The sequence below is a fragment of the Bradyrhizobium sp. LeoA1Lang genome, from assembly GCF_055413685.1.
Window position 1 is genome coordinate 1 of sequence record NZ_JBVAPG010000023.1, and the last position, 24,116, is coordinate 24,116.

Annotated in this window: 27 protein-coding genes; 16 read left to right on the forward strand and 11 right to left on the reverse strand. The window is 64.1% G+C overall.

The window, feature by feature from the left end:
* Window positions 1-215: 215 nt before the first annotated feature.
* On the reverse strand, window positions 216-827 hold the full coding sequence (gene gstA, locus ACZYOF_RS10805; RefSeq protein WP_463715745.1) for a glutathione transferase GstA: 612 nt from the start codon (window positions 825-827) through the stop codon (window positions 216-218).
* 145 nt (window positions 828-972) lie between these two features.
* Here gstA and ACZYOF_RS10810 point away from each other — a divergent pair, with 145 nt between their 5' ends.
* The 3 genes from ACZYOF_RS10810 (at window position 973) to ACZYOF_RS10820 (ending at window position 3,797) form a co-directional block, all read left to right on the forward strand.
* The gene (locus ACZYOF_RS10810; protein ID WP_130583966.1) at window positions 973-1,461 is read left to right on the forward strand and encodes a MarR family winged helix-turn-helix transcriptional regulator; all 489 of its coding nucleotides are present in this window, start codon (window positions 973-975) and stop codon (window positions 1,459-1,461) included.
* A gap of 96 nt (window positions 1,462-1,557) precedes the next feature.
* Window positions 1,558-2,928 carry a glutamate--cysteine ligase gene (locus ACZYOF_RS10815; protein ID WP_282532222.1) on the forward strand — a complete coding sequence of 457 codons (1,371 nt, stop codon included), beginning with the start codon at window positions 1,558-1,560 and terminating at the stop codon, window positions 2,926-2,928.
* Window positions 2,929-3,242: 314 nt separating this feature from the next.
* On the forward strand, window positions 3,243-3,797 hold the full coding sequence (locus tag ACZYOF_RS10820) for a PAN domain-containing protein (protein ID WP_165421546.1): 555 nt from the start codon (window positions 3,243-3,245) through the stop codon (window positions 3,795-3,797).
* A 149-nt stretch (window positions 3,798-3,946) separates the two neighbouring features.
* Here ACZYOF_RS10820 and ACZYOF_RS10825 read toward each other — a convergent pair whose 3' ends face one another.
* From ACZYOF_RS10825 to ACZYOF_RS10845, 5 genes are all read right to left on the reverse strand, one after another.
* The gene (locus ACZYOF_RS10825; protein WP_463715746.1) at window positions 3,947-4,513 is read right to left on the reverse strand and encodes a nucleotidyltransferase family protein; all 567 of its coding nucleotides are present in this window, start codon (window positions 4,511-4,513) and stop codon (window positions 3,947-3,949) included.
* Window positions 4,514-4,597: 84 nt separating this feature from the next.
* Window positions 4,598-4,939 (reverse strand): MmcQ/YjbR family DNA-binding protein, encoded by a 342-nt coding sequence (locus tag ACZYOF_RS10830; RefSeq protein ID WP_282532220.1) that lies wholly within the window; start codon window positions 4,937-4,939, stop codon window positions 4,598-4,600.
* A 158-nt stretch (window positions 4,940-5,097) separates the two neighbouring features.
* The gene (gene lepB, locus ACZYOF_RS10835; protein WP_130582506.1) at window positions 5,098-5,868 is read right to left on the reverse strand and encodes a signal peptidase I; all 771 of its coding nucleotides are present in this window, start codon (window positions 5,866-5,868) and stop codon (window positions 5,098-5,100) included.
* Window positions 5,868-7,292, reverse strand: coding sequence for a metalloprotease TldD (gene tldD / locus ACZYOF_RS10840; protein WP_463715747.1), 1,425 nt, complete (start codon window positions 7,290-7,292; stop codon window positions 5,868-5,870). Before tldD ends, lepB begins: the two co-directional genes overlap by 1 nt.
* Window positions 7,293-7,395: 103 nt before the next feature.
* Window positions 7,396-7,932 (reverse strand): invasion associated locus B family protein, encoded by a 537-nt coding sequence (locus ACZYOF_RS10845; RefSeq protein ID WP_463715748.1) that lies wholly within the window; start codon window positions 7,930-7,932, stop codon window positions 7,396-7,398.
* 498 nt (window positions 7,933-8,430) lie between these two features.
* Here ACZYOF_RS10845 and coxB point away from each other — a divergent pair, with 498 nt between their 5' ends.
* The 8 genes from coxB to ACZYOF_RS10885 all read left to right on the forward strand — a co-directional run bounded on the left by coxB (window position 8,431) and on the right by ACZYOF_RS10885 (window position 15,001).
* Complete coding sequence (coxB, locus tag ACZYOF_RS10850) at window positions 8,431-9,270, forward strand: cytochrome c oxidase subunit II (RefSeq protein WP_463715749.1); 840 nt, start codon at window positions 8,431-8,433, stop codon at window positions 9,268-9,270.
* A gap of 94 nt (window positions 9,271-9,364) precedes the next feature.
* On the forward strand, window positions 9,365-10,975 hold the full coding sequence (gene ctaD / locus ACZYOF_RS10855) for a cytochrome c oxidase subunit I (RefSeq protein WP_282532218.1): 1,611 nt from the start codon (window positions 9,365-9,367) through the stop codon (window positions 10,973-10,975).
* 68 nt (window positions 10,976-11,043) lie between these two features.
* Window positions 11,044-11,979, forward strand: coding sequence for a heme o synthase (locus ACZYOF_RS10860; RefSeq protein WP_130582504.1), 936 nt, complete (start codon window positions 11,044-11,046; stop codon window positions 11,977-11,979).
* Window positions 11,980-11,997: 18 nt separating this feature from the next.
* A complete protein-coding gene (locus ACZYOF_RS10865; protein ID WP_028167936.1) occupies window positions 11,998-12,162 on the forward strand; it encodes a hypothetical protein in 165 nt (54 codons plus the stop codon).
* A gap of 12 nt (window positions 12,163-12,174) precedes the next feature.
* Window positions 12,175-12,816 carry a cytochrome c oxidase assembly protein gene (locus ACZYOF_RS10870; RefSeq protein ID WP_282532216.1) on the forward strand — a complete coding sequence of 214 codons (642 nt, stop codon included), beginning with the start codon at window positions 12,175-12,177 and terminating at the stop codon, window positions 12,814-12,816.
* Window positions 12,817-12,865: 49 nt separating this feature from the next.
* Window positions 12,866-13,762, forward strand: coding sequence for a cytochrome c oxidase subunit 3 (locus ACZYOF_RS10875; protein WP_394565730.1), 897 nt, complete (start codon window positions 12,866-12,868; stop codon window positions 13,760-13,762).
* A gap of 76 nt (window positions 13,763-13,838) precedes the next feature.
* Entirely contained in the window at window positions 13,839-14,228 is a 390-nt protein-coding gene (locus ACZYOF_RS10880) for a DUF983 domain-containing protein (RefSeq protein WP_394565731.1), read from the forward strand.
* On the forward strand, window positions 14,225-15,001 hold the full coding sequence (locus tag ACZYOF_RS10885; protein WP_463715750.1) for an SURF1 family protein: 777 nt from the start codon (window positions 14,225-14,227) through the stop codon (window positions 14,999-15,001). Before ACZYOF_RS10880 ends, ACZYOF_RS10885 begins: the two co-directional genes overlap by 4 nt.
* Window positions 15,002-15,115: 114 nt before the next feature.
* Here ACZYOF_RS10885 and ACZYOF_RS10890 read toward each other — a convergent pair whose 3' ends face one another.
* Window positions 15,116-16,393: a histidine kinase gene (locus ACZYOF_RS10890; protein WP_463715751.1), complete on the reverse strand. Its 1,278-nt coding sequence runs from the start codon at window positions 16,391-16,393 to the stop codon at window positions 15,116-15,118.
* 133 nt (window positions 16,394-16,526) lie between these two features.
* On the opposite strand from ACZYOF_RS10890, the gene ACZYOF_RS10895 reads away from it, so the two are divergent.
* The 5 genes from ACZYOF_RS10895 (at window position 16,527) to ACZYOF_RS10915 (ending at window position 21,764) form a co-directional block, all read left to right on the forward strand.
* Window positions 16,527-17,171, forward strand: a complete 645-nt coding sequence (locus ACZYOF_RS10895) for a response regulator transcription factor (protein WP_282532225.1) — start codon at window positions 16,527-16,529, stop codon at window positions 17,169-17,171.
* Window positions 17,172-17,680: 509 nt separating this feature from the next.
* A complete protein-coding gene (thrC, locus tag ACZYOF_RS10900; protein WP_165421526.1) occupies window positions 17,681-19,099 on the forward strand; it encodes a threonine synthase in 1,419 nt (472 codons plus the stop codon).
* Complete coding sequence (locus tag ACZYOF_RS10905; RefSeq protein ID WP_130583843.1) at window positions 19,096-20,385, forward strand: M16 family metallopeptidase; 1,290 nt, start codon at window positions 19,096-19,098, stop codon at window positions 20,383-20,385. The genes thrC and ACZYOF_RS10905 overlap by 4 nt, the downstream gene beginning before the upstream one ends.
* A 37-nt stretch (window positions 20,386-20,422) precedes the next feature.
* Window positions 20,423-21,010, forward strand: coding sequence for a GNAT family N-acetyltransferase (locus tag ACZYOF_RS10910; RefSeq protein ID WP_130583842.1), 588 nt, complete (start codon window positions 20,423-20,425; stop codon window positions 21,008-21,010).
* A gap of 103 nt (window positions 21,011-21,113) precedes the next feature.
* Window positions 21,114-21,764 carry a hypothetical protein gene (locus ACZYOF_RS10915; RefSeq protein WP_463715752.1) on the forward strand — a complete coding sequence of 217 codons (651 nt, stop codon included), beginning with the start codon at window positions 21,114-21,116 and terminating at the stop codon, window positions 21,762-21,764.
* A 176-nt stretch (window positions 21,765-21,940) separates the two neighbouring features.
* On the opposite strand, the gene ACZYOF_RS10920 is transcribed toward ACZYOF_RS10915, so the two are convergent.
* The 4 genes from ACZYOF_RS10920 to ACZYOF_RS10935 are packed head-to-tail and all read right to left on the reverse strand — an operon-like array spanning window position 21,941 to window position 24,085.
* Window positions 21,941-22,426, reverse strand: a complete 486-nt coding sequence (locus ACZYOF_RS10920) for a F0F1 ATP synthase subunit B family protein (protein WP_130583472.1) — start codon at window positions 22,424-22,426, stop codon at window positions 21,941-21,943.
* Window positions 22,426-22,995, reverse strand: coding sequence for a F0F1 ATP synthase subunit B family protein (locus ACZYOF_RS10925; RefSeq protein ID WP_130583473.1), 570 nt, complete (start codon window positions 22,993-22,995; stop codon window positions 22,426-22,428). The genes ACZYOF_RS10920 and ACZYOF_RS10925 overlap by 1 nt, the downstream gene beginning before the upstream one ends.
* 57 nt (window positions 22,996-23,052) lie before the next feature.
* Window positions 23,053-23,283: a F0F1 ATP synthase subunit C gene (locus ACZYOF_RS10930; protein WP_027537362.1), complete on the reverse strand. Its 231-nt coding sequence runs from the start codon at window positions 23,281-23,283 to the stop codon at window positions 23,053-23,055.
* 52 nt (window positions 23,284-23,335) lie between these two features.
* Window positions 23,336-24,085 carry a F0F1 ATP synthase subunit A gene (locus ACZYOF_RS10935; RefSeq protein WP_130583474.1) on the reverse strand — a complete coding sequence of 250 codons (750 nt, stop codon included), beginning with the start codon at window positions 24,083-24,085 and terminating at the stop codon, window positions 23,336-23,338.
* Window positions 24,086-24,116 lie beyond the last annotated feature (31 nt).

The following is a 24,116-nucleotide window of genomic DNA, read 5'->3' on the forward strand; positions in this document are numbered from 1 at the left end:
ATGCTTCGACGTATCCATTCCAATGCGGATAATCTGCGTCACGGACGGCTCCCTCGTTTGAGATTTCGACAACCTCATTCTGGCACAACTGATGCCGTAGGGGGCCGTCCACCCCATCAACCACAGGACCTCATTGTTACCCTCGCTAGGCGCCCCGGCCCGCTCTACAACGCGGGCCGGTGGTTGTGGGTCCCGGCTTTCGCCGGGACGACAGCTTACGCCTTCAGCAGCCCTTCCTTGGTCAGCGCTTCCTGCACCTTCGGCCTAGCGGCGACGCGGGCCTTGTAGGCGGTGAGATTGGGCAGGCCCGACAGGTCGAACTTCATCCGGTCGGCCCAGGCCAGCATCGTGAACAGATAGCCGTCGGCGACGGTGAACTGGCTGCCGAGGAGGTAGTCGCGCCCGGCAAGCTGGCCGTCGATATATTTGAACTTGCCCATCAGACGGTCCTTGAAGAACGCCTTGGTGTCATCGGACAGGACCGGCGCGAACAGCGGGCTGAAATTCTTGTGCAGCTCGGTGGTGATGAAATTGAGCCACTCGAGGAGCTTGTAGCGCTCGGCGCTGCCGTGGGCCGGCGCCAGGTTCTTGCCCGCGGCACGGTCGGCGATCATCTGTACGATCACGGGGCCTTCGGTGACCAGTTCGCCGGAATCGAGCGCCAGTGCCGGCACCTGGCCCTTAGGGTTTATTTGCAGGAAATCGTCGCCATTTTCCAGTTTCTTGGCGCGTACATCGACTTTGACCAGCTCGTAGGGCAGGCCGGCCTCCAAGAGCGCGATATGGGGCGAAAGCGAGCAGGCGCCGGGCGAATAGTATAATTTCATCGGAGATCTCCTCTCGAATTCTTGTTGGCCTTTTTCCTGTTGGCCTTGGGCGTCGGACCGACTAAATGCACATGCATGATTAGTCAAGATTGATGCAGGTGCATTGAGTACGGTACACTTCGTGCTGACGATGACGGACTAGGCCATGAAACGCAAACCATCGACCGAGGCGACCGCCGCCTGGATCCGCCTGATGCGGGTGCAGAGCCGGGTGCTCGACGCCGTCGAGCAGGACCTGAAGAAGGCCGGTTTTCCGCCGCTCGCCTGGTACGATGCCCTGCTCGAGCTGTCGCGCGCGCCGTCGGGGGAGTTGCGGCCGGTGGAGTTGGAGCGTCAGATGCTGCTGCCGCAATATTCAACGTCGCGGCTGATCGACCGCCTGGTGGACGAGGGGCTGGCGGCCCGTCGCGAATGCAAGGTCGACAAGCGCGGCCAGTTCGTCGAGATTACCGAGGCGGGACGTGAATTGCAGAAGCGGATGTGGGGCGCCTATTCGGCGGCGATCGAGAAGCATGTCGGGTCGAAACTGTCTGATACCGACGCGGTCAAGCTCTGCGCGCTCCTGGACCGGCTGGGATGTTCCTGCAGCGACGCCAAGCCGCCTGCGATAAGAGACGGCGTGACAGCCCGATGATATCATTGTTGCCACCAGCATCCGCGGGCCGCCTGGTTCGTGGATGCCCCTGCCACCGCGCGCATTCGATCGAAGCGCTTCAGTATCGGAATTCGTATGGCGCGTGACCAGATCGATATGACGCCACTCCAATCGCGCGACGAACTGGTCGCGTGGATCGAGGCGGGCGTGAAGGATCCATCCGATTTCCGGATCGGGACCGAGCATGAGAAGACGCCGTTCACGCTGCAGGACCATCAGCCCGTGCCGTATGAAGGCGCGCGCGGCATCGGCGCCTTGCTCGACGGCATGAAGCTCCTGCTCGGCTGGGAGCCGATCATGGAGAACGGCAACATCATCGGCCTCTACGACGTCACCGGGGGAGGCGCGATCTCGCTCGAGCCGGGCGGCCAGTTCGAATTGTCGGGCGCGCCGGTCGAGACCGTGCATCAGACCCAGAGCGAGCTGATGGCGCATCTCGCGCAGGTCCGCGAGATCGCAACCCCGCTTGGCATCGGCTTTCTCGGCCTCGGCATGACGCCGTCCTGGTCGCGGGCAGAGATCCCGGTGATGCCCAAGGGCCGCTACAAGATCATGACCGGCTACATGCCGAAGGTCGGCAAATACGGCATCGACATGATGTATCGCACCTGCACGGTGCAGACCAATCTCGACTTCTCCTCCGAAGCGGACATGGTGAAGAAGCTGCGCGTGTCGCTCGCCTTGCAGCCGATCGCGACCGCACTGTTCGCCAACTCCCCGTTCACGGAAGGCAAGCCCAACGGCTTCCTGTCGTTCCGGTCCGAGATCTGGCGCGACACCGACAATGGGCGCTCCGGCATGCTGCCATGGGCGTTCGAGGACGGCATGGGGTTCGAGCGCTGGGTCGATTATGCCCTCGACGTTCCGATGTATTTCGTCAAGCGCGGCGACGACTATCTTGACGTCTCCGGCACCTCGTTCCGCGATTTCTTCGAGGGCAAGAATCCTGCGCTGCCCGGCGAGCGTCCAACCCTGTCGGATTGGGCCAATCACCTCTCGACGATCTTTCCGGAGGTGCGGCTCAAGCGCTATCTGGAAATGCGCGGCGCCGATGGCGCGCCTTGGGGACGGCTGCCGGCATTACCAGCATTCTGGGTCGGGCTGCTCTATGACAACGACACGCTGGATGCGGCCTGGGATCTGGTGCGGAACTGGACCGCGCGGGAGCGGCAGGCGCTGCGCGACGACGTGCCGCGCTTCGGCTTCAAGGCGCGGATCAAGGACCGCTATCTGTTCGAGATCGCGAAAGAGTGTCTCAAACTGTCGCATGTGGGTCTGCGGCGGCGGAACCGCATCGACCAGATCGGCCGCGACGAGAGCCGCTATCTCGAGCCGCTGGAGCGGATCATCGATTGTGGCCGGACGCCGGCGGAAGAGCTGCTGGACAAGTTCAACGGCGCCTGGAACGGCTCCGTCGAGCCCGCCTATGACGAATACGCGTTCTAAAGCGTTTTCGAGCGAAGTGGATACCGGTTCGCATAGCAATCAAGTTTACGCAGATTGCGTAGACTTATCTGCGCAGAAAACGCGTCAAACCAAGAATCTAGAGCTTCGGTTCTGATTTAGCGTCATCGTGTCCTATCCGCTTGTTTTGATGCATCTTCTTCGCGTGCGTGGCGTTTAGGCCACACGCTGGCCGGCGGTCACACGACTGGTGTGCCAGCTTGCCGCATTTTTGAGCCGTTCATCCAGCGTACAGGTTGGCGGCGCTCAAATGACCACCCGCGGTGAGCGCGGGGGGACAGTCGAAAGCGTAGGATATGAGAATTGGCCGCCTCTTCTGGGCGAGTGTGGTGACGTTCGCCTTGTTGGCGGTCGTAGCGACGTCGCGGCCGGCGCAGGCGCAGGTCAACTTCGATCGTCCCGGCGGCGATTACCTGAGTTCGCCCGTTGCCTCGGGCGATCCCGCGGATTGCGCGCTGGTCTGCGAGCGCGACCGCCGCTGCCGCGCCTGGAGCTTCAACTATCCGACCGACATCACCACCGGCGCGGTGTGCTGGCTCAAGAATTCGGTGCCGTCGCGCGTCCAGAACAATTGCTGCGTCACCGGTGTACGCGGCGCCGGCGTCGTCGAGCCCCGCAATGGCACGGTCGAGACCTCGATCGATCGTCTCGGCGGCGACTACAAGAATTTCGAATTGAAGGCAGGCGAGGGCGACGAGATCTGCAAGGCCGCTTGCGCCGCCGACAACAAATGTCGTGCCTGGACCTTTGCGCGCCCCGGCTATGCCGGGCGCGAGCCGCATTGTTTCCTGAAGAAGGACATCAAGCCGCCGCGACGCAAGGCGGGATTCACCTCGGGCGTGGTGCGGTAACAGGCGAGCGCGACCCCCCGCCGTCATTGCGAGCCACCGGGTCGGCGCGTAGCGCCGCCCGATGACAGGCTCCGCGAAGCAATCCACGTCTCCGCGTGCTGAGGCATGGATTGCTTCGTCGCTGTCGCTCCTCGCAATGACGGGAGGCATCAGCAACCCGGCAATACCCTGATCTCCGGCCACAGCGCCTTCCACCTCGCCGCTTTCTTCTGGTAATTCGCTGCAGAAAAATTCGCTCCCGGGTTCGGCCGCACGATCATGTCGGCGACGTCATCGAAGCCGTCGGGCGCATAGACATCGTAGCCTTCCGCCGTGCGGCGGATTCCGATCTGGGTGTTTTTCGTAAGAAACCGGTCGATGCCATCGGTCGAGCGTGTCAATGGCGGGTAGGGCAGGCCGTGCTTTTCGGGATACCAGAGATGGACGCGCGCCTGGTTGCGCACTTCGACGGCGACGCCGAGGTGGCGAACCGCATCATGCACGCGTTTGATGATCCGGTCCTCGGCTTGCCAGGATGTATTGCGATCGAAATAGAAAATGTCGTAGTCGCTGATGCCGTAGTCGGCCGCACGATGAGTCCTGACGTTCCAGACCGTCTGCGCCAGGCAGCCCGCCACGAGCCACGCGTCGGGCAGTGCCAGCCGCAGCAGCTCATCGGCGATGATGGCATTGGCGGGATTGCGCAGCGCTGTGGCGACGAATTCGTCTCGGGTCATGAGGTCCCGTAGGGTGGGCAAAGCGAAGCGTGCCCACCACTCCGAGCGGAGTGCTGGTGGTGGGCACGCTGCGCTTTGCCCACCCTACGAATTAGCATCGTTAGCTTTCAGCGCAGCCTTCGATGCCAGCGCGCGCCAGTGGCGGCGCAACAGCGGCTCGACGATGCTGCGGCTCGCCTTCGACAGTCGGATCAGCACGATCGGATAGTCGCGATAATGATCGGTGAAGTAGAACACCTTCGGCCGGCTCTCGACGAGCATGTCGCACTCGTCCTGCGGCACGCCGGGCATGACCAGGCTGTCGCCGTCTTCCTTCAGGCGCACCAGCATCTTCTTGCGCACTTTCAATGCCGGCGTGCCGTAGGAGGTGCCATCCTCGACCTCCGGCCACGCCAGCGCGATTTTCCTGACGTCGTCGAAGGTCATTTGGTGCCCCACATTCATTCCCTCATCCGGAGCAGTCGCGAAGCGGCGCCTCGAGGGATGGGCCGCGGGCCTCATGGGTTCGAGACGGCGCGGAGCCTGTCATCGGGCCGCGCTTCGCGCGGACCCGTTGGCGCCTCCTCACCATGAGGGTCTACTAGCTAGTGCACCGAGGTAAAGAACCGCGCGAACCGAAAGCCTGACGGCCAGGTCCAGACCGGCTGGCTGCGGATGCCCATGTCCCATGAGCCGACCACTGCGTCGGCGCGGCCGATCAGGTTGTTGACCGGCAGCAGTCCGACGCCGCCGTCGCGCACGGAGACGCGGCTGTCGGCGGAATTGTCCCTGTTGTCGCCGAGCACGAACAGCTCTCCCGCCGGCACGGTGACCTCAGGCGTGTTGTCGAGGCGGCCGTTGTCGCGCATCTTGAAGATCGCGTGGCTGACGCCGTTCGGCAGTGTCTCGACATAGCGATAGGCGGTCTCGGTGTGGCCGCGGTCGTCCTCGGCTTCGCCGCTGCCGTCGGGCTTCAACGTCGCGGGGTGGTCGTTGATGAAGAGCTGGCCCTGCCGCATCTGGATGCGGTCGCCGGGCAGGCCGACCACGCGCTTGACCCAGGCCTGCGAGCGGTCGCCGGGCCAGCGAAACACCACGACGTCGCCGCGCTGCGGGGGCTCGCCGAACAGCCGGCCGCTCGACTCCGGCAGCGTGATCTGGATCGGCAGCGAGGCCGTCCCGTAACCATAAGGGTATTTCGACGCGACCAGCGCATCGCCGATCAAAAGCGTCGGCTCCATCGAGCCCGACGGCACGTAGAACGGCTCGGCGATCGCGCCCTTGGCGAGGAACACGACAGCGACGATCGCCGCGAGTTGAGCTGCTTGCGAACGCCAGCTTGTGGGTTTGCTGACCGCCACTTCGTCGTTGCTCACTAGCCGGTTCCTCCTACGGTGATCCGCTCCATGCGCAGCGTCGGCTGGCCAACCCCGACGGGCACACCCTGGCCGTTCTTGCCGCAAGTGCCGATGCCGGTGTCGAGCGCGAGATCGTTGCCGATCATGGTGATGCGGTTGAGGTCGGTCGGCCCGTTGCCGATCAGCATCGCGCCCTTCAGCGGCGCCCCCAGCTTGCCGTTCTCGATCTTGTAGGCCTCGGTGCACTGGAAGACGTATTTGCCCGAGGTGATGTCGACCTGGCCGCCGCCGAAATTGGCGGCATAGATGCCGTTCTTCACCGAGGCGAGGATCTCCGCGGGATCGCTCTTCCCGGCCAGCATGTAGGTGTTGGTCATGCGCGGCATCGGCACATGGGCATAGCTCTGCCGCCGGCCATTGCCGGTCGGCTTCATGTTCATGAGCCGCGCGTTCTGGCGATCCTGCATATAGCCGACCAGGATGCCATCCTCGATCAGCATGGTGCGGTTGGTCGGCGTGCCCTCATCGTCGATCGAGAGCGAGCCGCGGCGCGAGGCCATCGTGCCGTCGTCGACCACGGTGACGCCCTTGGCGGCGACCTGCCGGCCCATCAGGCCTGCGAAGGCCGAAGTCTTCTTGCGGTTGAAATCGCCCTCGAGCCCGTGACCGACGGCTTCATGCAGCATCACGCCGGGCCAGCCGGCGCCCAGCACCACGTCCATCTCGCCGGCCGGCGCCGGCACCGATTCCAGGTTGACCAGCGCCTCGCGCAGCGCGCCGTCGGCAGCGTCGCGCCAGGCCTTGGTCTCTATGAAACGGGCGTAACCTTCGCGGCCGCCGTAACCCTTGCTGCCGCTCTCCTGCCGGTCGCCCTGGCCCGCGACCACGGAAATATTGACCCGCACCAGCGGCCGGATGTCGCGATAGCTCTCGCCGTCCGGCCGGACGATTTCCACCACCTGCCAGGTCGCGGTCAGGCTCGCGGAAACCTGCCGCACCCGCGGGTCCTTGTCGCGGATATAGGCGTCGATCTCGCCGAGCAGTTTGACCTTGGCCTCGAAGCCCGGCGCATCCAGCGGGTTCTCGTCGCCGTACAGTTTCACATTCGTGTGCGCGGGTGCCGCGGCGAAGCTGCCGGAATAGCCGCCACGCACCGCATGCACCGCATCGGCGGCGCGAATCAGCGCCGGCAGCGATACGTCCGAGGAATGCGCATAGCCGACCGCGTCGTCCTTCACCGCGCGCAGGCCGAACCCCTGGCTGGTGTCATAGGTCGCCTGCTTCAGCCGCCCATTGTCGAACACCAGCGCCTCGGTCTGCCCGAATTCGAGGAACAATTCGCCGTCATCCGCTCCTTGGAGCCCCCGCGTGACCTCGCGGCGTACGGCATCGCGGTCGAGATTGGCGCGGTCGAGCAGGGAGGTTGTGGCGGGACTGGTCATGACGACTCCGAATTCAACGCAATTACATCCCGTTCATGTTTGGCTTGGCCGGGACAGCATTGTTCAAGATAGGCGCTGATGCAGCAATTCGGGAGAGGCTGCCTCACGGCAACTTGTCATACCCCTCTGCCAGCCCGTTCAGGCTGAGCGGAAAGCCGATGCCCTCTTCGGGGGTCTCGAAGATGATGAACGTCGCGGTCTTGGCGCCCCTGAGCTGGCCGAGCAGCTTGTCGTCCATTACGACCTCGGCGACGCAGCCGTTCGGCAGGCAGCGGACGAAGCCGGCGCGGCCGACGTCCTGATTGTCGAGCTTCAGGCCGAGCCCGGAGGGAAGCAGGACGCCCAGCGGCGCAACCACCCGCATCAGGCGGCTCTTCTGGTCGGCGGTCTTCAGCACGATCACGGTGAGGCCGGCATTGGAACGGTCCTCGGCGACCACGCTCTGGATCAGCGCGCATTGCTCGCTCTGGGCACCCGGCGGGGTATCGCAGCGGATCTGCCAATCGCCATGGACCGAGCGCACCGCCCCCTGGGCGTGGGCCGCCTGCATCAGGCCCAACATGAACACGAGCGCCAGCAGGCCGCCCAGCCAGTTGGTGGCACTCCAGCTACGTCCGCTGTGATGTTTCAAAGCGCCCATCCGGGTCGATCCTTTGATGGCCGGCCATGCCGGCTTGGTTTCCCCGGCCAAGGTCCGGTGCATTGCCCGGCTGCCGGCGGCACGCAAAACGACTGATACCGCAATGACGGCGCCTTGAAGGCGATCCCCAAGCAAATCTCGCGCCGTGGTGGGTGCTCTTCGCGCGAATCAGGTTCCTGCGGAGCGCCCAGCCTGTGGGTACATCCAGCAATCGCCCTGTCAAGCGGCGTGGCCCGCGGGAGCGCCGCTATCGCCTGATTTATCGAGAAAATGTCACATCACGGGAATAGCCGATCGCGCATGGCTTGGGACCCTACTACTGCATTGCGAGCGCCTGCGAATTATGGTTTGAGAGGCTAGATTTCGACGCGTTCTAACGATCTGGCCCCGTACTTTCCGAAGGTGCGTCCGGCAGGCCGTTTGTCAGGGCGGATCGTGCTGCATCCTCGCCGTATGGCGGGGGTGCTAAGGGGATAAATCATAGGGAGCGCGAGCGGCATGAGGATGTCGATGGGCCTGATGGGCCGGCGGTTGCTGGGGGGTGCGGTAGCGGGCATGGCGCTCGCGACCGGCGGGACGGCATTCGCCGAATTGGGGCAGCCGGCGCCCTGGGAAGTCACCCTGCAGCAGGCGGGCTCCCCGGTGATGGAGAACATCGTCTGGTTTCATAACTTCCTGCTGGTGGTCATCACTGTGATCACGCTGTTCGTGCTGGCGCTGCTCGTCATGGTGGTGATGAAGTTCAACGCGCGCGCGAATCCGGTCCCCTCCAGGACCACCCACAACACGCTGATCGAGGTGGCCTGGACGCTGGTTCCGGTACTGATCCTGGTCTGCATCGCGGTGCCGTCGTTCCGCCTTTTGTTCCTGCAGCTCGACGTGCCGAAGTCGGACCTGACCATCAAGGTCACGGGCAAGCAGTGGTATTGGTCCTACGCCTACCCGGATAACGGCAAGTTCGAGTTCGACTCGCTGCTTGCCCAGGACAAGCAGCCGCGGCTGCTCGGCGTCGACAATGAGATGGTGGTGCCGGTCAACAAGGTGATCCGGATCCAGACCACCGGCGCGGACGTCATCCACTCGTTTGCGGTGCCGGCCTTCGGCATCAAGATCGACTCGATCCCGGGCCGTCTCAACGAGACCTGGTTCAAGGCCACCAAGACCGGCATGTATTACGGCCAGTGCTCCGAGCTGTGCGGCAAGGACCATGCGTTCATGCCGATTGCGGTTCGGGTCGTGGAGGATCAGGAATTCGCGAGCTGGGTGGACGCCGCTAAGAAGAAATTTGCCAGCAACCCGGCGAATTCATACGCCTCGATTGGTCAGGCGTCGCGGTAAGGCTGCAAGCCCGGGGGCGGGCTTCGCGCATCGGAAGAATAAGGGCGATGGGACCGCAAAGGTCCAAAAGGGAATTGGCTTAAGGATCTAGGACATGGCAACAGGCGCAGCGACACACGATCACGCCCATGATGATCACGGCCATCCGACCGGATGGCGCCGCTATCTCTACTCCACGAACCATAAGGACATCGGCACGATGTACCTTATCTTCGCGGTCATTGCGGGCATCATCGGGGCTGCGATGTCGATCGCGATCCGCGCCGAGCTGATGTATCCGGGCGTGCAGATCTTCCACGAGTCCCACACCTACAACGTGTTCGTGACCTCGCACGGCCTGATCATGATCTTCTTCATGGTCATGCCGGCGATGATCGGCGGCTTCGGCAACTGGTTCGTGCCGCTGATGATCGGCGCGCCCGACATGGCGTTCCCGCGCATGAACAACATCTCGTTCTGGCTTTTGCCGGCCTCTTTCGCGCTGCTCTTGATCTCGACCTTCGTCGAGGGCGAGCCGGGCGCCAACGGCGTCGGCGCCGGCTGGACCATGTACGCGCCGCTGTCGACCTCGGGTCACCCAGGGCCGGCAGTCGACTTCGCGATCCTGTCGCTGCATCTCGCCGGCGCCTCCTCGATCCTGGGCGCGATCAACTTCATCACCACGATCTTCAACATGCGCGCACCGGGCATGACGCTGCACAAGATGCCGCTGTTCGTGTGGTCGATCCTGGTGACGGTGTTCCTGCTCTTGCTGTCGCTGCCGGTGCTCGCCGGCGCCATCACCATGCTGCTCACCGACCGTAACTTCGGTACCGCCTTCTTCGCCCCCGATGCCGGCGGCGATCCGGTGCTGTTCCAGCACCTGTTCTGGTTCTTCGGCCATCCCGAAGTGTACATCCTGATCCTGCCGGCCTTCGGCATGATCAGCCAGATCGTCTCGACCTTCTCGCGCAAACCGGTGTTCGGCTATCTCGGCATGGCCTACGCGATGGTCGCGATCGGCGGCATCGGCTTCGTGGTGTGGGCGCACCACATGTACACGGTCGGGATGTCGTCGGCGACGCAGGCCTATTTCGTCGCCGCCACCATGGTGATCGCGGTCCCGACCGGCGTGAAGATCTTCTCCTGGATCGCGACCATGTGGGGCGGCTCGATCGAGTTCAAGGTGCCGATGATCTGGGCGATCGGCTTCATCTTCCTGTTCACGGTCGGCGGTGTCACCGGCGTCGTGCTGGCGAATGCCGGCGTCGACCGCGTGCTGCAGGACACCTACTACGTGGTGGCGCACTTCCACTACGTGCTGTCGCTGGGCGCCGTGTTCGGCATCTTCGCGGGCTGGTACTACTGGTTCCCGAAGATGTTCGGCTACATGTACAGCGAGACCATCGGCAAGCTGCACTTCTGGTTCACCTTCATCGGCGTGAACCTGGTGTTCTTCCCGCAGCACTTCCTCGGTCTGTCGGGCATGCCGCGCCGCTATGTCGACTATCCGGACGCATTCGCGGGCTGGAACCTGGTCTCCTCGATCGGCTCCTACATCTCCGGCTTCGGCGTGCTGATCTTCATCTACGGCGTGATCGACGCCTTCGTCCGCAAGGAGCAGGCGGCTGCCAACCCATGGGGCGCCGGCGCCACCACGCTGGAATGGACGCTGTCCTCGCCGCCGCCCTTCCACCAGTTCGAAGTGCTGCCGCGCGTGCAGTAAAGGAAACAGCGACGCGCCCTTCACGGGCGCGTCGCGCTCTCTGCTTGATTTAAGGGAACGAATCTATCGTGTCGGTTGTCGATCACAACGCCATCGAGTTGCCGCGGATCTCCGAGGCCGAGGTCGGCGACTACATCGCGCTTTTGAAGCCGCGGGTGATGTCGCTGGTGATCTTCACCGCGCTGGTCGGCCTGATGATCGCGCCGGGGCACGTCCATCCGGTGCTGGCCTTCACCTCGATCCTCTGCATCGCGGTCGGTGCAGGCGCCTCAGGCGCGCTGAACATGGCCTATGAAGGCGATATCGACGCGTTGATGACGCGCACCGCCAACCGGCCGATCCCACGCGGCCGCATCACAAGTGGAGAAGCCACCGCCTTCGGCCTGACGCTCGCGTTCTTCTCGGTGATGACGCTCGGCATCCTCGTCAACTGGGTCGCGGGCGCGCTGCTGGCCTTCACGATCTTCTTCTACGTCGTGGTCTACACGATGTGGCTGAAGCGCTGGACCGCGCAGAACATCGTGATCGGCGGCGCCGCCGGCGCGCTGCCGCCGGTGGTGGCCTGGGCGGCCGCAACCGGCTCGTTGTCGATCGAGCCCGTGCTGTTGTTCCTGATCATCTTCTTCTGGACCCCGCCGCATTTCTGGGCGCTGGCGCTGTTCCGCAGCGACGACTACGCCCGCGCCGGCGTGCCGATGCTGCCGGTGGTCGCCGGTCCCGACGCGACCCGGCTGCAGATCCTGCTCTACACGATCGTGCTCGTCGCGATCGCGGTGGCGCCGTGGCCGCTCGGCTATTTCGATGCGGTCTATGGCGTGGCCTCGCTCCTGCTCGGGTCGGGCATGCTGTGGCTCGCGGTCGACGTCTATCGCCGCCGCGAGGGCAAGGAAGCCAATCGCGCCTGCCGCAAATTGTTTGCTTTCTCCATTTTTTATTTGTTCGCGCTGTTCGCGACCTTGCTGATCGAGGTTGCCTTCCGCACCGTTGCAGCATGGGTCGGGTAGGGAGCGCATGAACACGCAATGGATGACAAACGCGAGCAGGAAGGAATTGTTCTTACCGAGGCGCAGCTCAGGAGCCGCCGCCAGCGCTCGATCGCCATTGCGCTCGCGCTCGGTGTGCTGGTTGTGCTGTTCTTCGCGGTCACCCTGGTCAAGGGCCCGGCCGTCCTGGTGCGGCCGATCTGAGATGTGATCGAGATGGCGCAAGAGACGACCACGCCCAAGCAGTCCGGCACGAGCCAAAAGGCGTCCCGCCGCACGTTGACGCGTGACGCGGTGGTTGCCTCGATCTGCGGCTTCGTCGTCGTGCTGATGGTCGGCGCGTCCTATGCGGCCGTGCCCTTCTACAACTGGTTCTGCCGCGCCACCGGTTTCAACGGCACCACCCAGGTCGCGACCTCCGCGCCGGTGGAGGGGCCGCTTGCCCGCAAGATCGAGGTCCGCTTCGATGCCAATGTCGCGCCGGGCTTGCCCTGGAAGTTCGAGCCCGAGCAGAACGAGATCGAAGTCAGGATCGGCGAAGTCGTCACCGTCTTCTACACAGTGACCAACCAGTCGGCGCGGACCACGACGGCCCAGGCGGCTTACAATGTCGCGCCGCTGACGGTCGGGGCCTATTTCCAGAAGATCAACTGCTTCTGCTTCACCGAGCAGACCCTGGCGCCGGGCGAGAAGCGCGAGATGCCTGTCGTGTTCTATGTCGATCCGGCGCTGGTCGCCGACCGCGAGAACGACAGCCTGAAATCGATCACCTTGTCCTACACTTTCTATTCCGTGCGCGATCCGGTCCCGAAGCCAGTGGCCTCCGGCGAGCAGGACAAGCGCAAGGGCAATCTTTGAATTTCTGAGACGAATACGTGCCTGACGGCACGCGAACGGAGAGACTGCAATGGCTGAGGCGCACGTCAAGCATCACGATTACCATCTCGTCGATCCGAGCCCCTGGCCGGTGGTCGGCTCGATCTCGGCCTTCATCATGTGCTTCGGCGCCATCGGCTGGATGCATCACATGTTCACGGGCGCGCCGATCGTGTTCGGCATCGGCGTGATCGGCGTGCTCTACACCATGGCGAGCTGGTGGGGCGACGTGATCCGCGAGGCGCAGTACAAGGGCGACCACACCCGTGTGGTGCAGCTCCATCACCGCTACGGCATGATCCTGTTCATCGCCTCCGAGGTGATGTTCTTCGTCGCCTGGTTCTGGGCGTTCTTCAACGCTGCGCTGTTCCCGGCCGATCCGGTCCATGCCGCTCGCGATGCGATCTTCGGTTGCGGTGCGGGCACCGCCGCCGGAGCTTGCGCCGTGCCGGGCACCTGGCCGCCGCATGGCATCGAGACCTTCGATCCCTGGCACCTGCCGCTGCTCAACACGCTGCTGCTGCTGACCTCCGGCACCACGGTGACCTGGGCCCACCATGCGCTCTTGGAGAACGACCGTCAGGGCCTCAAATACGGCTTGATCCTCACCGTGCTGCTCGGCGCGGCCTTCACCTGCGTGCAGGCCTATGAATACGCCCACGCGACGTTCTCGTTTGGCGGCAATGTCTACGGCTCCGTGTTCTTCATGGCGACCGGCTTCCACGGCGCCCACGTGATCATCGGCACCATCTTCCTCCTGGTCTGCCTGTTCCGCGCCTATGCCGGCCACTTCACGCCCAAGCAGCACCTCGGCTTCGAGTTCGCCGCCTGGTATTGGCACTTCGTCGACGTGGTCTGGCTGTTCCTGTTCATCTGCATCTACGTGTGGGGCCGCGGCGCCGAAGCCATGGCGCACGCCGCGCATTAACCCGCCGCGATGTGCTACAAGGGGGCGGCCCGACGGCCGCCCTTTTGGTTTTTGGAAGCGAAGATCGAACCACTTGATGCCTGCCGACACTCCTCCGACGGTTACCGAGAGCGCGCTCCGCGGCATCGCCTGCCGCTGTCCGCGCTGCGGCAAGGGCAAGCTCTATGCGGGCTTCCTCACGCTCGCGCCGCGCTGCGAGAGCTGCGAGCTGGATTATGCCTTCATCGATTCCGGTGACGGACCGGCGATCTTCATCATCATGCTGGCCGGCGCGATCGTGGTCGCCTGCGCACTGATCGTGGAGGTCAAGTACCAGCCGCCATTCTGGGTGCATGCGGTGCTCTGGCTGCCGCTCATCGTCGTCACCACCTTGCTGCCGCTGCGTTCGATGAAATCGCTTCTGATCGCACTCCAGTTCCACCACAAGGCGGCGGAGGGCCGGCTGATCAAGCGCGAGCAGAAATGACCGCACCATCCTCGCACGGGCGCGGTGCCGCTGGCTTCGGCATTTTCACGTTGATCCTGGTGGTGGTGTTCACGAGCCTCGGGATCTGGCAATTGCAGCGCCGGGTCGCGAAGCATGCGCTGATCGCGGCCCTCAACGAGCGCCTGGCGGCGGCGCCCGAAGCGCTGCCGCAGCCTTCGCAATGGGCTGCGCTCCGTCCGGTGAGCGACGAATTCCGCCGCGTCACGGTTACGGCGACCTATGCGAAGCTGCCGGATGCGATGGTGTTCAGCTCCGGCTCCGCGGTCCGCGACGACATTTCCGGTCCCGGCACCTGGGCGTTTCTCCCGGCGCGCCTGCCTGACGGCGAGATCGTCGTGGTCAATGCTGGCTTCGTGCAGAACACGATGCAGGATCGTGCCCAAGAGGACCGCGCGGTTGCGCCGCTGATCACGGGCGAACCGGTTAAGCTGACCGGCTATCTCCGCTTTCCCGAAAGCGCCGGCTCGCTGACGCCGAAGGAAGATCCGGCAAAGCGCCTGTGGTTCGTCCGCAATCATCTGGCGATGGCAAGCGCACTTGGCTGGGGCGAGGGCGGCAAGACAGTCGCGCCCTTCTACATCGATCTGGAGTCGCCCGTGCCCGACAGCGGCATTCCCAAGCCGGGACCGCTGAAGGTCAATCTCAAGGACGACCACATGCAATACGCCATCACCTGGTTCACGCTAGCCGTGGCGGTGCTGATCGTCTTCGCATTGTGGTTTCGCGGCCAACGTCGGATCAGATCCGAGTAGCTCGGATGCAGCACCGTAGCCCGGGTGGAGCGTCAGCGTAACCCGGGACCGCTTGCACCGACGCAGATGTCCCGGGTTACGCGTTCCGCTCCACCCGGGCTACGAGCTCATGGTCTAGCCAAGCGCGCTGTCGCCGACCGGCAGGCAGCAGCGCACGATGGTCCGTCCGTCTTTGCGCACCAGCTCGAGCGTGCCGCTCAGCGCGCGCGCCCGTTCCTGCATCCCCGTCAGCCCGCGGCCGAAGACAGAGTCCTTGGGAAGGCCGATACCGTCGTCGGATACCTCCACGATCAGCTCCGCCGCCTTCATCGAAGCCTCCACGGTGACCGAGCGGGCGCGGGCATGGCGCAGCACGTTGGTGATGCTCTCCTGGATCACGCGATAGACGGTTTGCGAGAGCAGCCCCTCGATCGCATTCAGCCTGCCGTCGATCTGCGAGACGAGCTTAAGCCCGGGCGCTTGTGCGCGCGCATACTGCAACAAGGTCTCGATGCTGTTCTCCAGTCCCAATTCCTGGATGTAGAGCGGCCGCAGCCGGTCGAGGATGCGGCGGTTGGCCTGCTGCAGCGCTTCGACCGATTGCAGGATGCCGTCGGCGGAGGCCGCAAGTTGCAGGTTGCCATGCGGGATCGCTTCGAGCAGCGCAACCGCTTTGGCGCGAATGCCGAACAATAGCGGTCCGAGCTCGTCGTGCAGTTCGCGCGCCATGTCGCGCCGCTCGTCGTCCTGCAACGAGACGATACGGCGCAGCAAACCTCGATTGTCCTGGCTCAGCCGGCAGAGCGCGCGGGCGAGTTCGTTGGCTTCCTCGGCGCTTCGGCGGATCTCCGGCGGGCCTGACTGGGGGATGAGCTGCTTATAATCACCCCCGCGCATGCGGGTGAGGCCTTCGCCGAGATCCTGCAGAGGGCGCAGCACGGCGCCGGCGGTGAAATGGGCGATAATACCGGTAAGCAGCGTCAGCGCGACCGCGGAGAATGTGATCGCAACAAAGCCGATCCATTTCTCGAAGATATCGGCCGACAGGTCGGGCGAGAAAATGATCTGGCCGACCTGCTTGCCTTCGATCCGGACGGGGAACGATGCGCCGATCTCCGGTATCGTGAGCAGGTCCACGAACCATCGTGGCACCCGTCCGATCGGGGTTTGCACCTCGACCGGGGGCGGGCGGCTTGCGCCGTCGGGTCGGAAGCGGATGGCTTCGGACGCGCCTAGCGCCTGCGCAAAGGCATCCAGCGTCGCTTGCGGATTGGCCGAGGTCCCAAGCGCGCTGTTGAGCGCGTCTGCAACCACCCTGGCCGAACGTGCGGCCGGTGCGTTCTCGTCCGACAGTTGTTCCGGCACGAAGAGCTGTAGCGAAATCGCTCCGACCAGGAGCGCGGCCACGAACATGATACCGAGCGGAAGGAAGAACCGCGTTCGGAGCGAACATCTTTTCCACATTTGGATAATTCTAATTCGCTCCGGCGGTTTTCCCTTTTCACAGGTTCCCGGCCATCTATGTTCTGGATACAGAATGCAAGTTATGCAAGATACGCCGAAACCGGCCACAAGAATATTGATTGTCGATGACCACCCGGTCGTGTTGTCCGGGTGCCGGTCCCTGTTCGCTTCCGACAGCTCGGTGAAGATCGAGGAAGCCACCGACGCCAAGTCGGGGCACCGCGCCTATGTCAGCAAGAAGCCCGATGTTACCGTAATCGACATCAACCTCCCGGATGTTTCCGGGTTCGAGCTGATGCGCCGGATTCGCAAGGAAGATCCCGAGGCCAGGATCATCATGTTCAGCATGAACGACGATCCGGCCTTCGTGGTCCGCGCGGTGGAAGCAGGCGCCCAGGGCTATGTCTCGAAGACCGACGACCCCAGGGTGTTCGTGAAAGCCGTTCGCAAGGTCGCGGCCGGGGACAATTTCATATCGCCGCACCTTGCCGAGGCCGTGACCTTTTCGGGCGCCGCCATCAAGGCCAATCCGGCCTCGCTGATGTCGCCACGCGAACTGGAAATCCTGCGACTGCTCGGCCGGGGCGACAAGATCGGCGAGGTCGCCGCGGCGCTCAACATCTCCTACAAGACCGTCGCCAACACCACCTCGCTTCTGAAGCAGAAGCTCGGCGCCAAGAGCCATTCCGATCTGATCCGTATCGCCGTCGAGATGGGGTTGAGCTGACCCTTAATCGCCTGCGGAACTGGTCGCGCCCGAAGGCGCGACCGTTCCCATCGCTTGCATTCGCTTCTGCCGGGGCAATTCGGGAACAGCAGGGCGGTGCAGGCGATTCCTAGAGCTTGTTTCGGTTCTGATGCAACGTGCCGGAGCATCGGCCACGCCGCTGGTCGCTGCTCCCCTTGCCTCGATGGCGGACATAAACGGGAAAAAGCGGCAATGGTTCCGAGGCGCCAGAGATCGGCGATCCATCGCGTCCTGACGGCCCGAGAAAGAACGGCAGTGCGACTGCCATCGTGAAGCCAGCGATAGTTTGGCGCATCCCCGCGCGCTTGACGGGGCACCTCCGTCAAGCCGGCCAGCCGGCCGTGCTTTGCGGCAGCGCCGCACAAGAAGCGGTTTCCCCTTGGCGCGAAAACCCTTTATGGTGGCGCTTCGAGTCCGCGCAGCGAGAACTCGATAAATTCCATGATATCAAGGGCTTAAGGTAAAGGCTTGAGCCTTTGGAGGGCGGTTTGACGCGGTATGTTTCGACCCGGGGAGAGGCCCCGGCTCTCGGTTTCTGTGATGTGATGCTGACCGGGCTTGCCCGCGACGGCGGCCTGTACGTGCCCGAAAGCTGGCCGGTCCTGTCGCGCGAAACCATCGCCGGTTTCTTCGGACGGCCCTATTGGGAAGTCGCGGTCGACGTCATCCGCCCGTTCGCGGGCGGCGAGATTTCCGATCCCGATCTCGGTCGCATGGCGAACGAAGCCTATGCAACGTTCCGCCATCCCGCCGTCGTGCCGCTCGACCAGATCGGCCCGAATCAGTTCCTGCTGGAGCTGTTCCACGGCCCGACGCTGGCGTTCAAGGACGTCGCGATGCAGTTGATCTCGCGGCTGATGGATCATGTGTTGGCGAAGCGTTCACAGCGCACCACGATCGTGGTCGCGACCTCGGGCGATACCGGCGGCGCCGCGGTCGAGGCCTTTGCCAATCTCGAAAATGTCGATCTGGTCGTGCTGTTCCCGCAAGGCCGCATCTCCGAGGTGCAGCGGCGGATGATGACGACGACCGGCGCCGCCAACATCCATGCGCTGGCGATCGAAGGCACCTTCGACGATTGCCAGGCGATCGTGAAGGGGCTCTTCAACCATCACGATTTCCGCGATGCCGTGTCGTTGTCGGGCGTGAACTCGATCAACTGGGCGCGGGTCGTGGCGCAGGTGGTCTACTATTTCAGCTCGGCGGTTGCGCTCGGCGCGCCGGAGCGGACGGTGGATTTCACGGTGCCGACCGGCAATTTCGGCGACATCTTTGCAGGCTACGTCGCCAAGCGCATGGGCTTGCCGATCCGGTCCTTGCGGATCGCGGCCAACATCAACGACATCCTGCCGCGCACGCTGAAGACGGGCATCTACGAGGTCCGCGAGGTTCACGCCACGACCTCGCCGTCGATGGACATCCAGGTGTCCTCGAATTTCGAGCGGCTGTTGTTCGAGGCAAGCCGGCGCGACGCTGACAGCGTGCGGCGGCTGATGGATTCGCTGAAGCAGTCCGGCCGCTTCGTGTTGCCGGCTGCGATGTTGGCTGCGATCCGCGAGGAGTTCGACGCAGGCAAGGCGGACGAGACCGAGACTGCGGCCGCGATCCGCGCCGCCTGGCGCGAGGCGGGGGATCTCGTCGATCCCCACACCGCGGTGGCGCTGGCGGTCGCCGACCGCGACAGCGCCGATTCGAGGATTCCCAATATCGTGCTGTCGACCGCGCATGCGGCCAAGTTCCCCGATGCGGTCGAGGCCGCCTGCGGGGTGCGACCGCATTTGCCGGCCTGGCTCGACGGATTGATGACCAAACCCGAACACCTCAAGGTGATGAAAAGCGATCAGGCGGAAGTCGAAAAGTTCGTATTGTCGGTGAGTCGCGCCGCCAAGCAGGGAGTAGCCGGATGAGCGTTGAGATCACCAAGTTGCCGTCCGGATTGACTGTCGTCACCGACACCATGCCGCATCTGGAGACGGCCGCGCTCGGCGTGTGGGCCGGCGTCGGCGGACGCGACGAAAAGCCGAACGAGCACGGGATATCCCACCTGCTCGAGCACATGGCGTTCAAGGGCACGACGCGCCGCTCCTCGCGCGAGATCGTCGAGGAGATCGAGGCCGTGGGCGGCGATCTCAACGCCGGCACCTCGACCGAGACCACGGCCTATTACGCGCGCGTGATGAAGGCGGATGTGCCGCTGGCGCTCGACGTGCTCGCCGACATCCTCGCCAATCCCTCCTTCGTGCCTGATGAGCTCGAGCGCGAGAAGAGCGTCATCGTGCAGGAGATCGGCGCGGCACAGGATACGCCCGACGACGTCGTGTTCGAGCACCTGAACGAGCTCTGCTATCCCGACCAGCCGATGGGCCGCTCCCTGCTCGGCACCGCCAAGACGCTCAAGGGGTTCGACCGCGACATGCTGCGCGGCTACCTCGCAACTCATTACCGCGGGCCCGATATGGTGATCTCCGCTGCCGGCGCGGTGGACCACAAGCGGATCGTCGAAGAGGCAACGCAGAAGTTCGCAAGCTTCGACGCAGCGCCCGCGCCGAAGCCGCTGGCGGCCATGTTCGGCAAGGGCGGTTCCCGCGTCGTGCACCGCGACCTCGAACAGGCGCATCTGACGCTGGCGCTGGAAGGCGTGCCGCAGACCGACCTGTCGCTGTTCTCGCTGCAGGTGTTCACCAACACGCTCGGCGGCGGGATGTCGTCGCGGCTGTTCCAGGAGGTGCGGGAGAAGCGGGGGCTGTGCTACTCGATCTACACCTTCCACGCCCCCTATAGCGACACCGGCTTTTTCGGCCTCTACACCGGCACTGATCCGTCGGATGCGCCGGAAATGATGGAAGTGATCGTGGACGTGATGAATGAGGCCGTGGAGACCCTGACCGAGGCCGAGGTCGCCCGCGCCAAGGCGCAGATGAAGGCGGGGCTGTTGATGGCGCTGGAGAGCTGTTCCTCGCGCGCCGAGCAGTTGGCACGGCATGTGCTAGCCTATGGCAGGCCGCTGACGGTGGACGAACTGGTCAGCCGGATCGATTCGGTGAGTGTCGAATCGACCCGCAATGCCGCCCGTGCGCTGCTCGCGCGCAGCCGGCCCGCGGTGGTGGCGCTCGGCAGCGGCAGAGGTCTGGACACGGCGGTGTCTTTTGCGGAAGGATTGACCCGGTCGAAGGCGAAGACGCTCCTGCACTAGACCGGCAGCCCCGATAGCGGGCAGGGAGTTCAAGGGCATGGCCCTGTTTCGTTTGCCATCCAGCGGACCGGCCGCCCTGATGCCGCGCGGTCATGGACTGCTGCTACGTGCGCCGCAAATGGCCGACTTTCCGCAGTGGGCGCAATTGCGCGAATTGAGCCGCGCTTATCTCACGCCATGGGAGCCGATCTGGCCGTCCGATGATTTGACCCGTTCGGGCTTCCGCCGCCGCCTGCGCCGCTATGCCGAGGACATCGCCGCTGACCGCTCCTATCCCTTCATCATCTTCCGCGAAGTGGACGGCGTGATGGTCGGCGGCATCACGCTCGCCAACGTCCGCCGCGGCATCGTGCAGGCCGGCACCATCGGCTATTGGGTCGGCGAGCCCTATGCGCAGCGCGGCTACATGACCACGGCGCTGCGGGTGCTGTTGCCCTCGCTGTTCGGAGAGCTCAATCTGCACCGCATCGAGGCCGCTTGCATCCCCTCCAACGCGCCCTCGATCCGCGTCCTGGAGAAATGCGGATTCACCCGCGAGGGCCTGGCGCGGCGCTATCTCTGCATCAATGGCATCTGGCAGGATCACCTGCTGTTTGGCCTGTTGCACGAGGATTTCCGGGGTTAATACCGGGTTCTTAGCGCTGGTTAGCGCCTTTGTTGGTGCCTTGGGTTCGCCGCCATTGCGCTGCTATAACGCCGCTCGGGAAATGGGATGGCAGGGATTTCGCATGGCAAGACATCGTGTGATCAGGGCCGCGATCGCCTCAGTGGTGGCGACCGCGCTTGGTTGCGGCACCCTGGCCGCGCCGGCGGCGGCACAGTCATTGACCGACCGCTTCAAGAGCCTGTTCGGCGGCGGCAAGTCCGAGGAGGCACCGGCTGAGAAGCCCTCAGCGCCCGCCGAGGGCCAGAGCAACGAATCGGACGTCCTCTGTCCGCCGGTGGCGATCCGCTCCGGTGCCTCGACTTACGCGGTGGGGGCGCCCGGCAAGGAACCGGTCGGCAGCGACCTGCGGTTCCAGGCGACGATCACCCGCACCGCCCGCGAATGCGCGATCAATGGCGGCGAGATCACGGCGCGGATCGGCATCCAGGGCCGGATCATCGTCGGTCCTGCCGGCGCCCCGCCGACCGTTCAGGTGCCGCTGCGCGTCGCCGTGGTGCAGGGCGGCGTCTCGGAAAAGACGATCGCGACCAAGGCCTATCAGACCACGGTGACGATGGGCGAATCCGGCAGCGAACCCTTTACGCTGGTGGCTGAGGATCTGACCTTTCCGGCGCCGTCGGCCGACGTTGCCGAAAACTACGTCTTCTATATCGGCTTCGACCCGCAGGCGCTGAAGCCCGAGCCAAAGCCGAAGGCGGTAAGGAAGAAGTAGCGGGAGGGCTGCGCTGAAACGGCGGCCGTAGGGTGGGCAAAGCGAAGCGTGCCCACCTTTTCTTGCACCGACCGTAAATGGTGGGCACGCTGCGCTTTGCCCACCATACAAGACAGCCAACAAAAAGCCGGCGCGATCATCTCGCGCTGGCTTTTTTTGGTTTGCGTTGAAGCTGCTCAGTTCAGCTTGGAACGAACCTCGGCGATTCCCTTGGCCAGGAGGTCGTCGGCGACGGAGCCCTTGACCGACTGCGACAGGATGGTGGACGCCGCCGTCACTGCGGCATCCGCCGCAGCGGCACGGACATCCGCCAGAGCCTGGGCTTCGGCGAGCGCGATCTTGTTCTCGGCGGTCTTGGTCCGCCGCGCGACAAAATCTTCCATCTTCGTCTTGGCTTCAGCCGCGATGCGTTCGGCGTCCGCCTTGGCGCTCGCGACGATTTCCTCCGCCTCGCGCTCGGCAGTCGTGCGCTTGGCCTTGTATTCGGCGAGCAGCTTTGCGGCCTCTTCCTTCAGGCGGCGAGCGTCGTCGAGTTCGGCCTTGATGCGTTCGCTGCGGTTGTCCAGCGCCTTCAGCACCGTGCGATGGATGCCGAGATAGGCAAACACCACCATCAGGATGACGAAGGCGATCGCAACCCAGGTTTCCGGCTCGGTCAACATCAGGCTTGTCCCTTCAGCGAGGCGTCGACGGCGCCGTTCACCGCAGCGCCATCCGGCGCCACGCCGGTTAGCCGCTGCACGATCGCGGTCGCCGCGTCCGCCGCGATGCCGCGGACATTGCTCATCGCCGCCGCCCGCGTCGCCGCGATGGTTTTCTCGGCGTCGTGGAGCTTGGCTGTAAGCTTGTCCTCCAGCACCTTGCGCTCGGCTTCGGAGGCCGCGTTCAGCTTCTCGCGGGTCTCGCTGCTGATGGCCTGAGCGCGGGAGCGCGCGGCCGCCAGGTCGTTCTCATAAGCCTTCAGCGCAGCGGCGGACTCGTCCTTGAGCTTTTGCGCTTCCGCCAAATCGCCCTCGATCATGTTCTGGCGCGCTTCGATCACGCCGCCGACACGCGGCAGCGCGAAACGCGACACGATGATGTAGAGCACGACAAAGGCGATAGCCAGCGACACCAGTTGCGAGGCGAAGGTGGACGAATCGAACGGAGGGAAAGCTCCGCCGTGGCCGCCATCGGCTTCGGTGTGGGCGCCGGCCTTCTGGCCTGATGCTTCGCCATGACTCTCAGCCATGGTGTTCTCCTGTAGCTGTCACGGACGCCGCCCGCAGGCGGCGCAAAAGTGTACCGCTCAGAGCGGAACGAACAGCAAGAGCAACGCGATCAGCAGCGAGAAGATGCCGAGCGCTTCGGTCACGGCGAAGCCGAAGATCAGGTTGCCGAACTGGCCCTGGGCGGCGGACGGATTGCGCACCGCGGCGGCAAGGTAGTTGCCGAAGATAACGCCGACGCCGACGCCCGCACCGCCCATGCCGATGCACGCGATGCCCGCGCCGATAAGTTTAGCTGCTGCCGGTTCCATAGTTTGCTCCTTGGAGAGAAAGACAGATGTGGGTGGAAATTCCCCGGACCGCTCAGTGTCCCGGATGAATGGCGTCGTTGAGGTAGATGCAGGTCAGGATCGCAAACACGTAGGCTTGCAGGAAAGCGACCAGCAATTCGAGCGCGGTCAATGCGACCGTGAGGGCCAGCGGCATCACGCCGCCGAGCCAGCCGATGGCGCCCAGCGAGACGCCGAGCATCGCGACGAAACCCGCGAACACCTTCAGCGCGATATGGCCGGCCAGCATGTTGGCGAACAGACGCACGCTGTGCGAGACCGGCCGCAGGAAGAACGACAGGATCTCGATGAACATGACCAGCGGCAGGATGTAGATCGGAACGCCGGACGGCACGAAAATCTTGAAGAACTTCAGTCCGTTCTTGTAGACGCCGTAGATCAGGACGGTGAAGAACACGAGCAGCGCGAGCGCTGCGGTGACGATCAGGTGGCTCGAAATCGTGAACGTGTAGGGGATGATGCCCACGAGGTTCGAGACGCAGATGAACATGAACAGCGAGAAGATCAGCGGGAAGAACTTCATGCCTTCCGCGCCGGCGGTGCTGCGGATGGTGCTGGCGACGAACTCGTAAGAGATTTCGGCGACCGACTGCAGGCGCCCCGGAACCAGTTGCCGGCCGCTCGCCAGCATCAGTACCGAGATCAACGCCACCGCCACGAACATGTAGAGCGTCGAATTGGTGAAGGCGATCGTGTGATCGCCGATATGGCCGATCGTGAAGAGGGGCTCGATATTGAACTGGTGGATCGGATCGATTTTCATCCGCGCGGCTCTTGGTCCCCCGGCTTATCCG

Coding starts and splice junctions, on each gene's coding strand:
- gstA (WP_463715745.1), bottom strand. CDS start 827: ATGAAATTATACTATTCGCCCGGCGCCTGCTCGCTTTCGCCCCATATC.
- ACZYOF_RS10810 (WP_130583966.1), top strand. CDS start 973: ATGAAACGCAAACCATCGACCGAGGCGACCGCCGCCTGGATCCGCCTG.
- ACZYOF_RS10815 (WP_282532222.1), top strand. CDS start 1,558: ATGGCGCGTGACCAGATCGATATGACGCCACTCCAATCGCGCGACGAA.
- ACZYOF_RS10820 (WP_165421546.1), top strand. CDS start 3,243: ATGAGAATTGGCCGCCTCTTCTGGGCGAGTGTGGTGACGTTCGCCTTG.
- ACZYOF_RS10825 (WP_463715746.1), bottom strand. CDS start 4,513: ATGACCCGAGACGAATTCGTCGCCACAGCGCTGCGCAATCCCGCCAAT.
- ACZYOF_RS10830 (WP_282532220.1), bottom strand. CDS start 4,939: ATGACCTTCGACGACGTCAGGAAAATCGCGCTGGCGTGGCCGGAGGTC.
- tldD (WP_463715747.1), bottom strand. CDS start 7,292: ATGACCAGTCCCGCCACAACCTCCCTGCTCGACCGCGCCAATCTCGAC.
- ACZYOF_RS10845 (WP_463715748.1), bottom strand. CDS start 7,932: ATGGGCGCTTTGAAACATCACAGCGGACGTAGCTGGAGTGCCACCAAC.
- coxB (WP_463715749.1), top strand. CDS start 8,431: ATGAGGATGTCGATGGGCCTGATGGGCCGGCGGTTGCTGGGGGGTGCG.
- ctaD (WP_282532218.1), top strand. CDS start 9,365: ATGGCAACAGGCGCAGCGACACACGATCACGCCCATGATGATCACGGC.
- ACZYOF_RS10865 (WP_028167936.1), top strand. CDS start 11,998: ATGGATGACAAACGCGAGCAGGAAGGAATTGTTCTTACCGAGGCGCAG.
- ACZYOF_RS10870 (WP_282532216.1), top strand. CDS start 12,175: ATGGCGCAAGAGACGACCACGCCCAAGCAGTCCGGCACGAGCCAAAAG.
- ACZYOF_RS10875 (WP_394565730.1), top strand. CDS start 12,866: ATGGCTGAGGCGCACGTCAAGCATCACGATTACCATCTCGTCGATCCG.
- ACZYOF_RS10880 (WP_394565731.1), top strand. CDS start 13,839: ATGCCTGCCGACACTCCTCCGACGGTTACCGAGAGCGCGCTCCGCGGC.
- ACZYOF_RS10885 (WP_463715750.1), top strand. CDS start 14,225: ATGACCGCACCATCCTCGCACGGGCGCGGTGCCGCTGGCTTCGGCATT.
- ACZYOF_RS10890 (WP_463715751.1), bottom strand. CDS start 16,393: ATGTTCGTGGCCGCGCTCCTGGTCGGAGCGATTTCGCTACAGCTCTTC.
- ACZYOF_RS10895 (WP_282532225.1), top strand. CDS start 16,527: ATGCAAGATACGCCGAAACCGGCCACAAGAATATTGATTGTCGATGAC.
- ACZYOF_RS10905 (WP_130583843.1), top strand. CDS start 19,096: ATGAGCGTTGAGATCACCAAGTTGCCGTCCGGATTGACTGTCGTCACC.
- ACZYOF_RS10910 (WP_130583842.1), top strand. CDS start 20,423: ATGGCCCTGTTTCGTTTGCCATCCAGCGGACCGGCCGCCCTGATGCCG.
- ACZYOF_RS10915 (WP_463715752.1), top strand. CDS start 21,114: ATGGCAAGACATCGTGTGATCAGGGCCGCGATCGCCTCAGTGGTGGCG.
- ACZYOF_RS10920 (WP_130583472.1), bottom strand. CDS start 22,426: ATGTTGACCGAGCCGGAAACCTGGGTTGCGATCGCCTTCGTCATCCTG.
- ACZYOF_RS10925 (WP_130583473.1), bottom strand. CDS start 22,995: ATGGCTGAGAGTCATGGCGAAGCATCAGGCCAGAAGGCCGGCGCCCAC.
- ACZYOF_RS10930 (WP_027537362.1), bottom strand. CDS start 23,283: ATGGAACCGGCAGCAGCTAAACTTATCGGCGCGGGCATCGCGTGCATC.
- ACZYOF_RS10935 (WP_130583474.1), bottom strand. CDS start 24,085: ATGAAAATCGATCCGATCCACCAGTTCAATATCGAGCCCCTCTTCACG.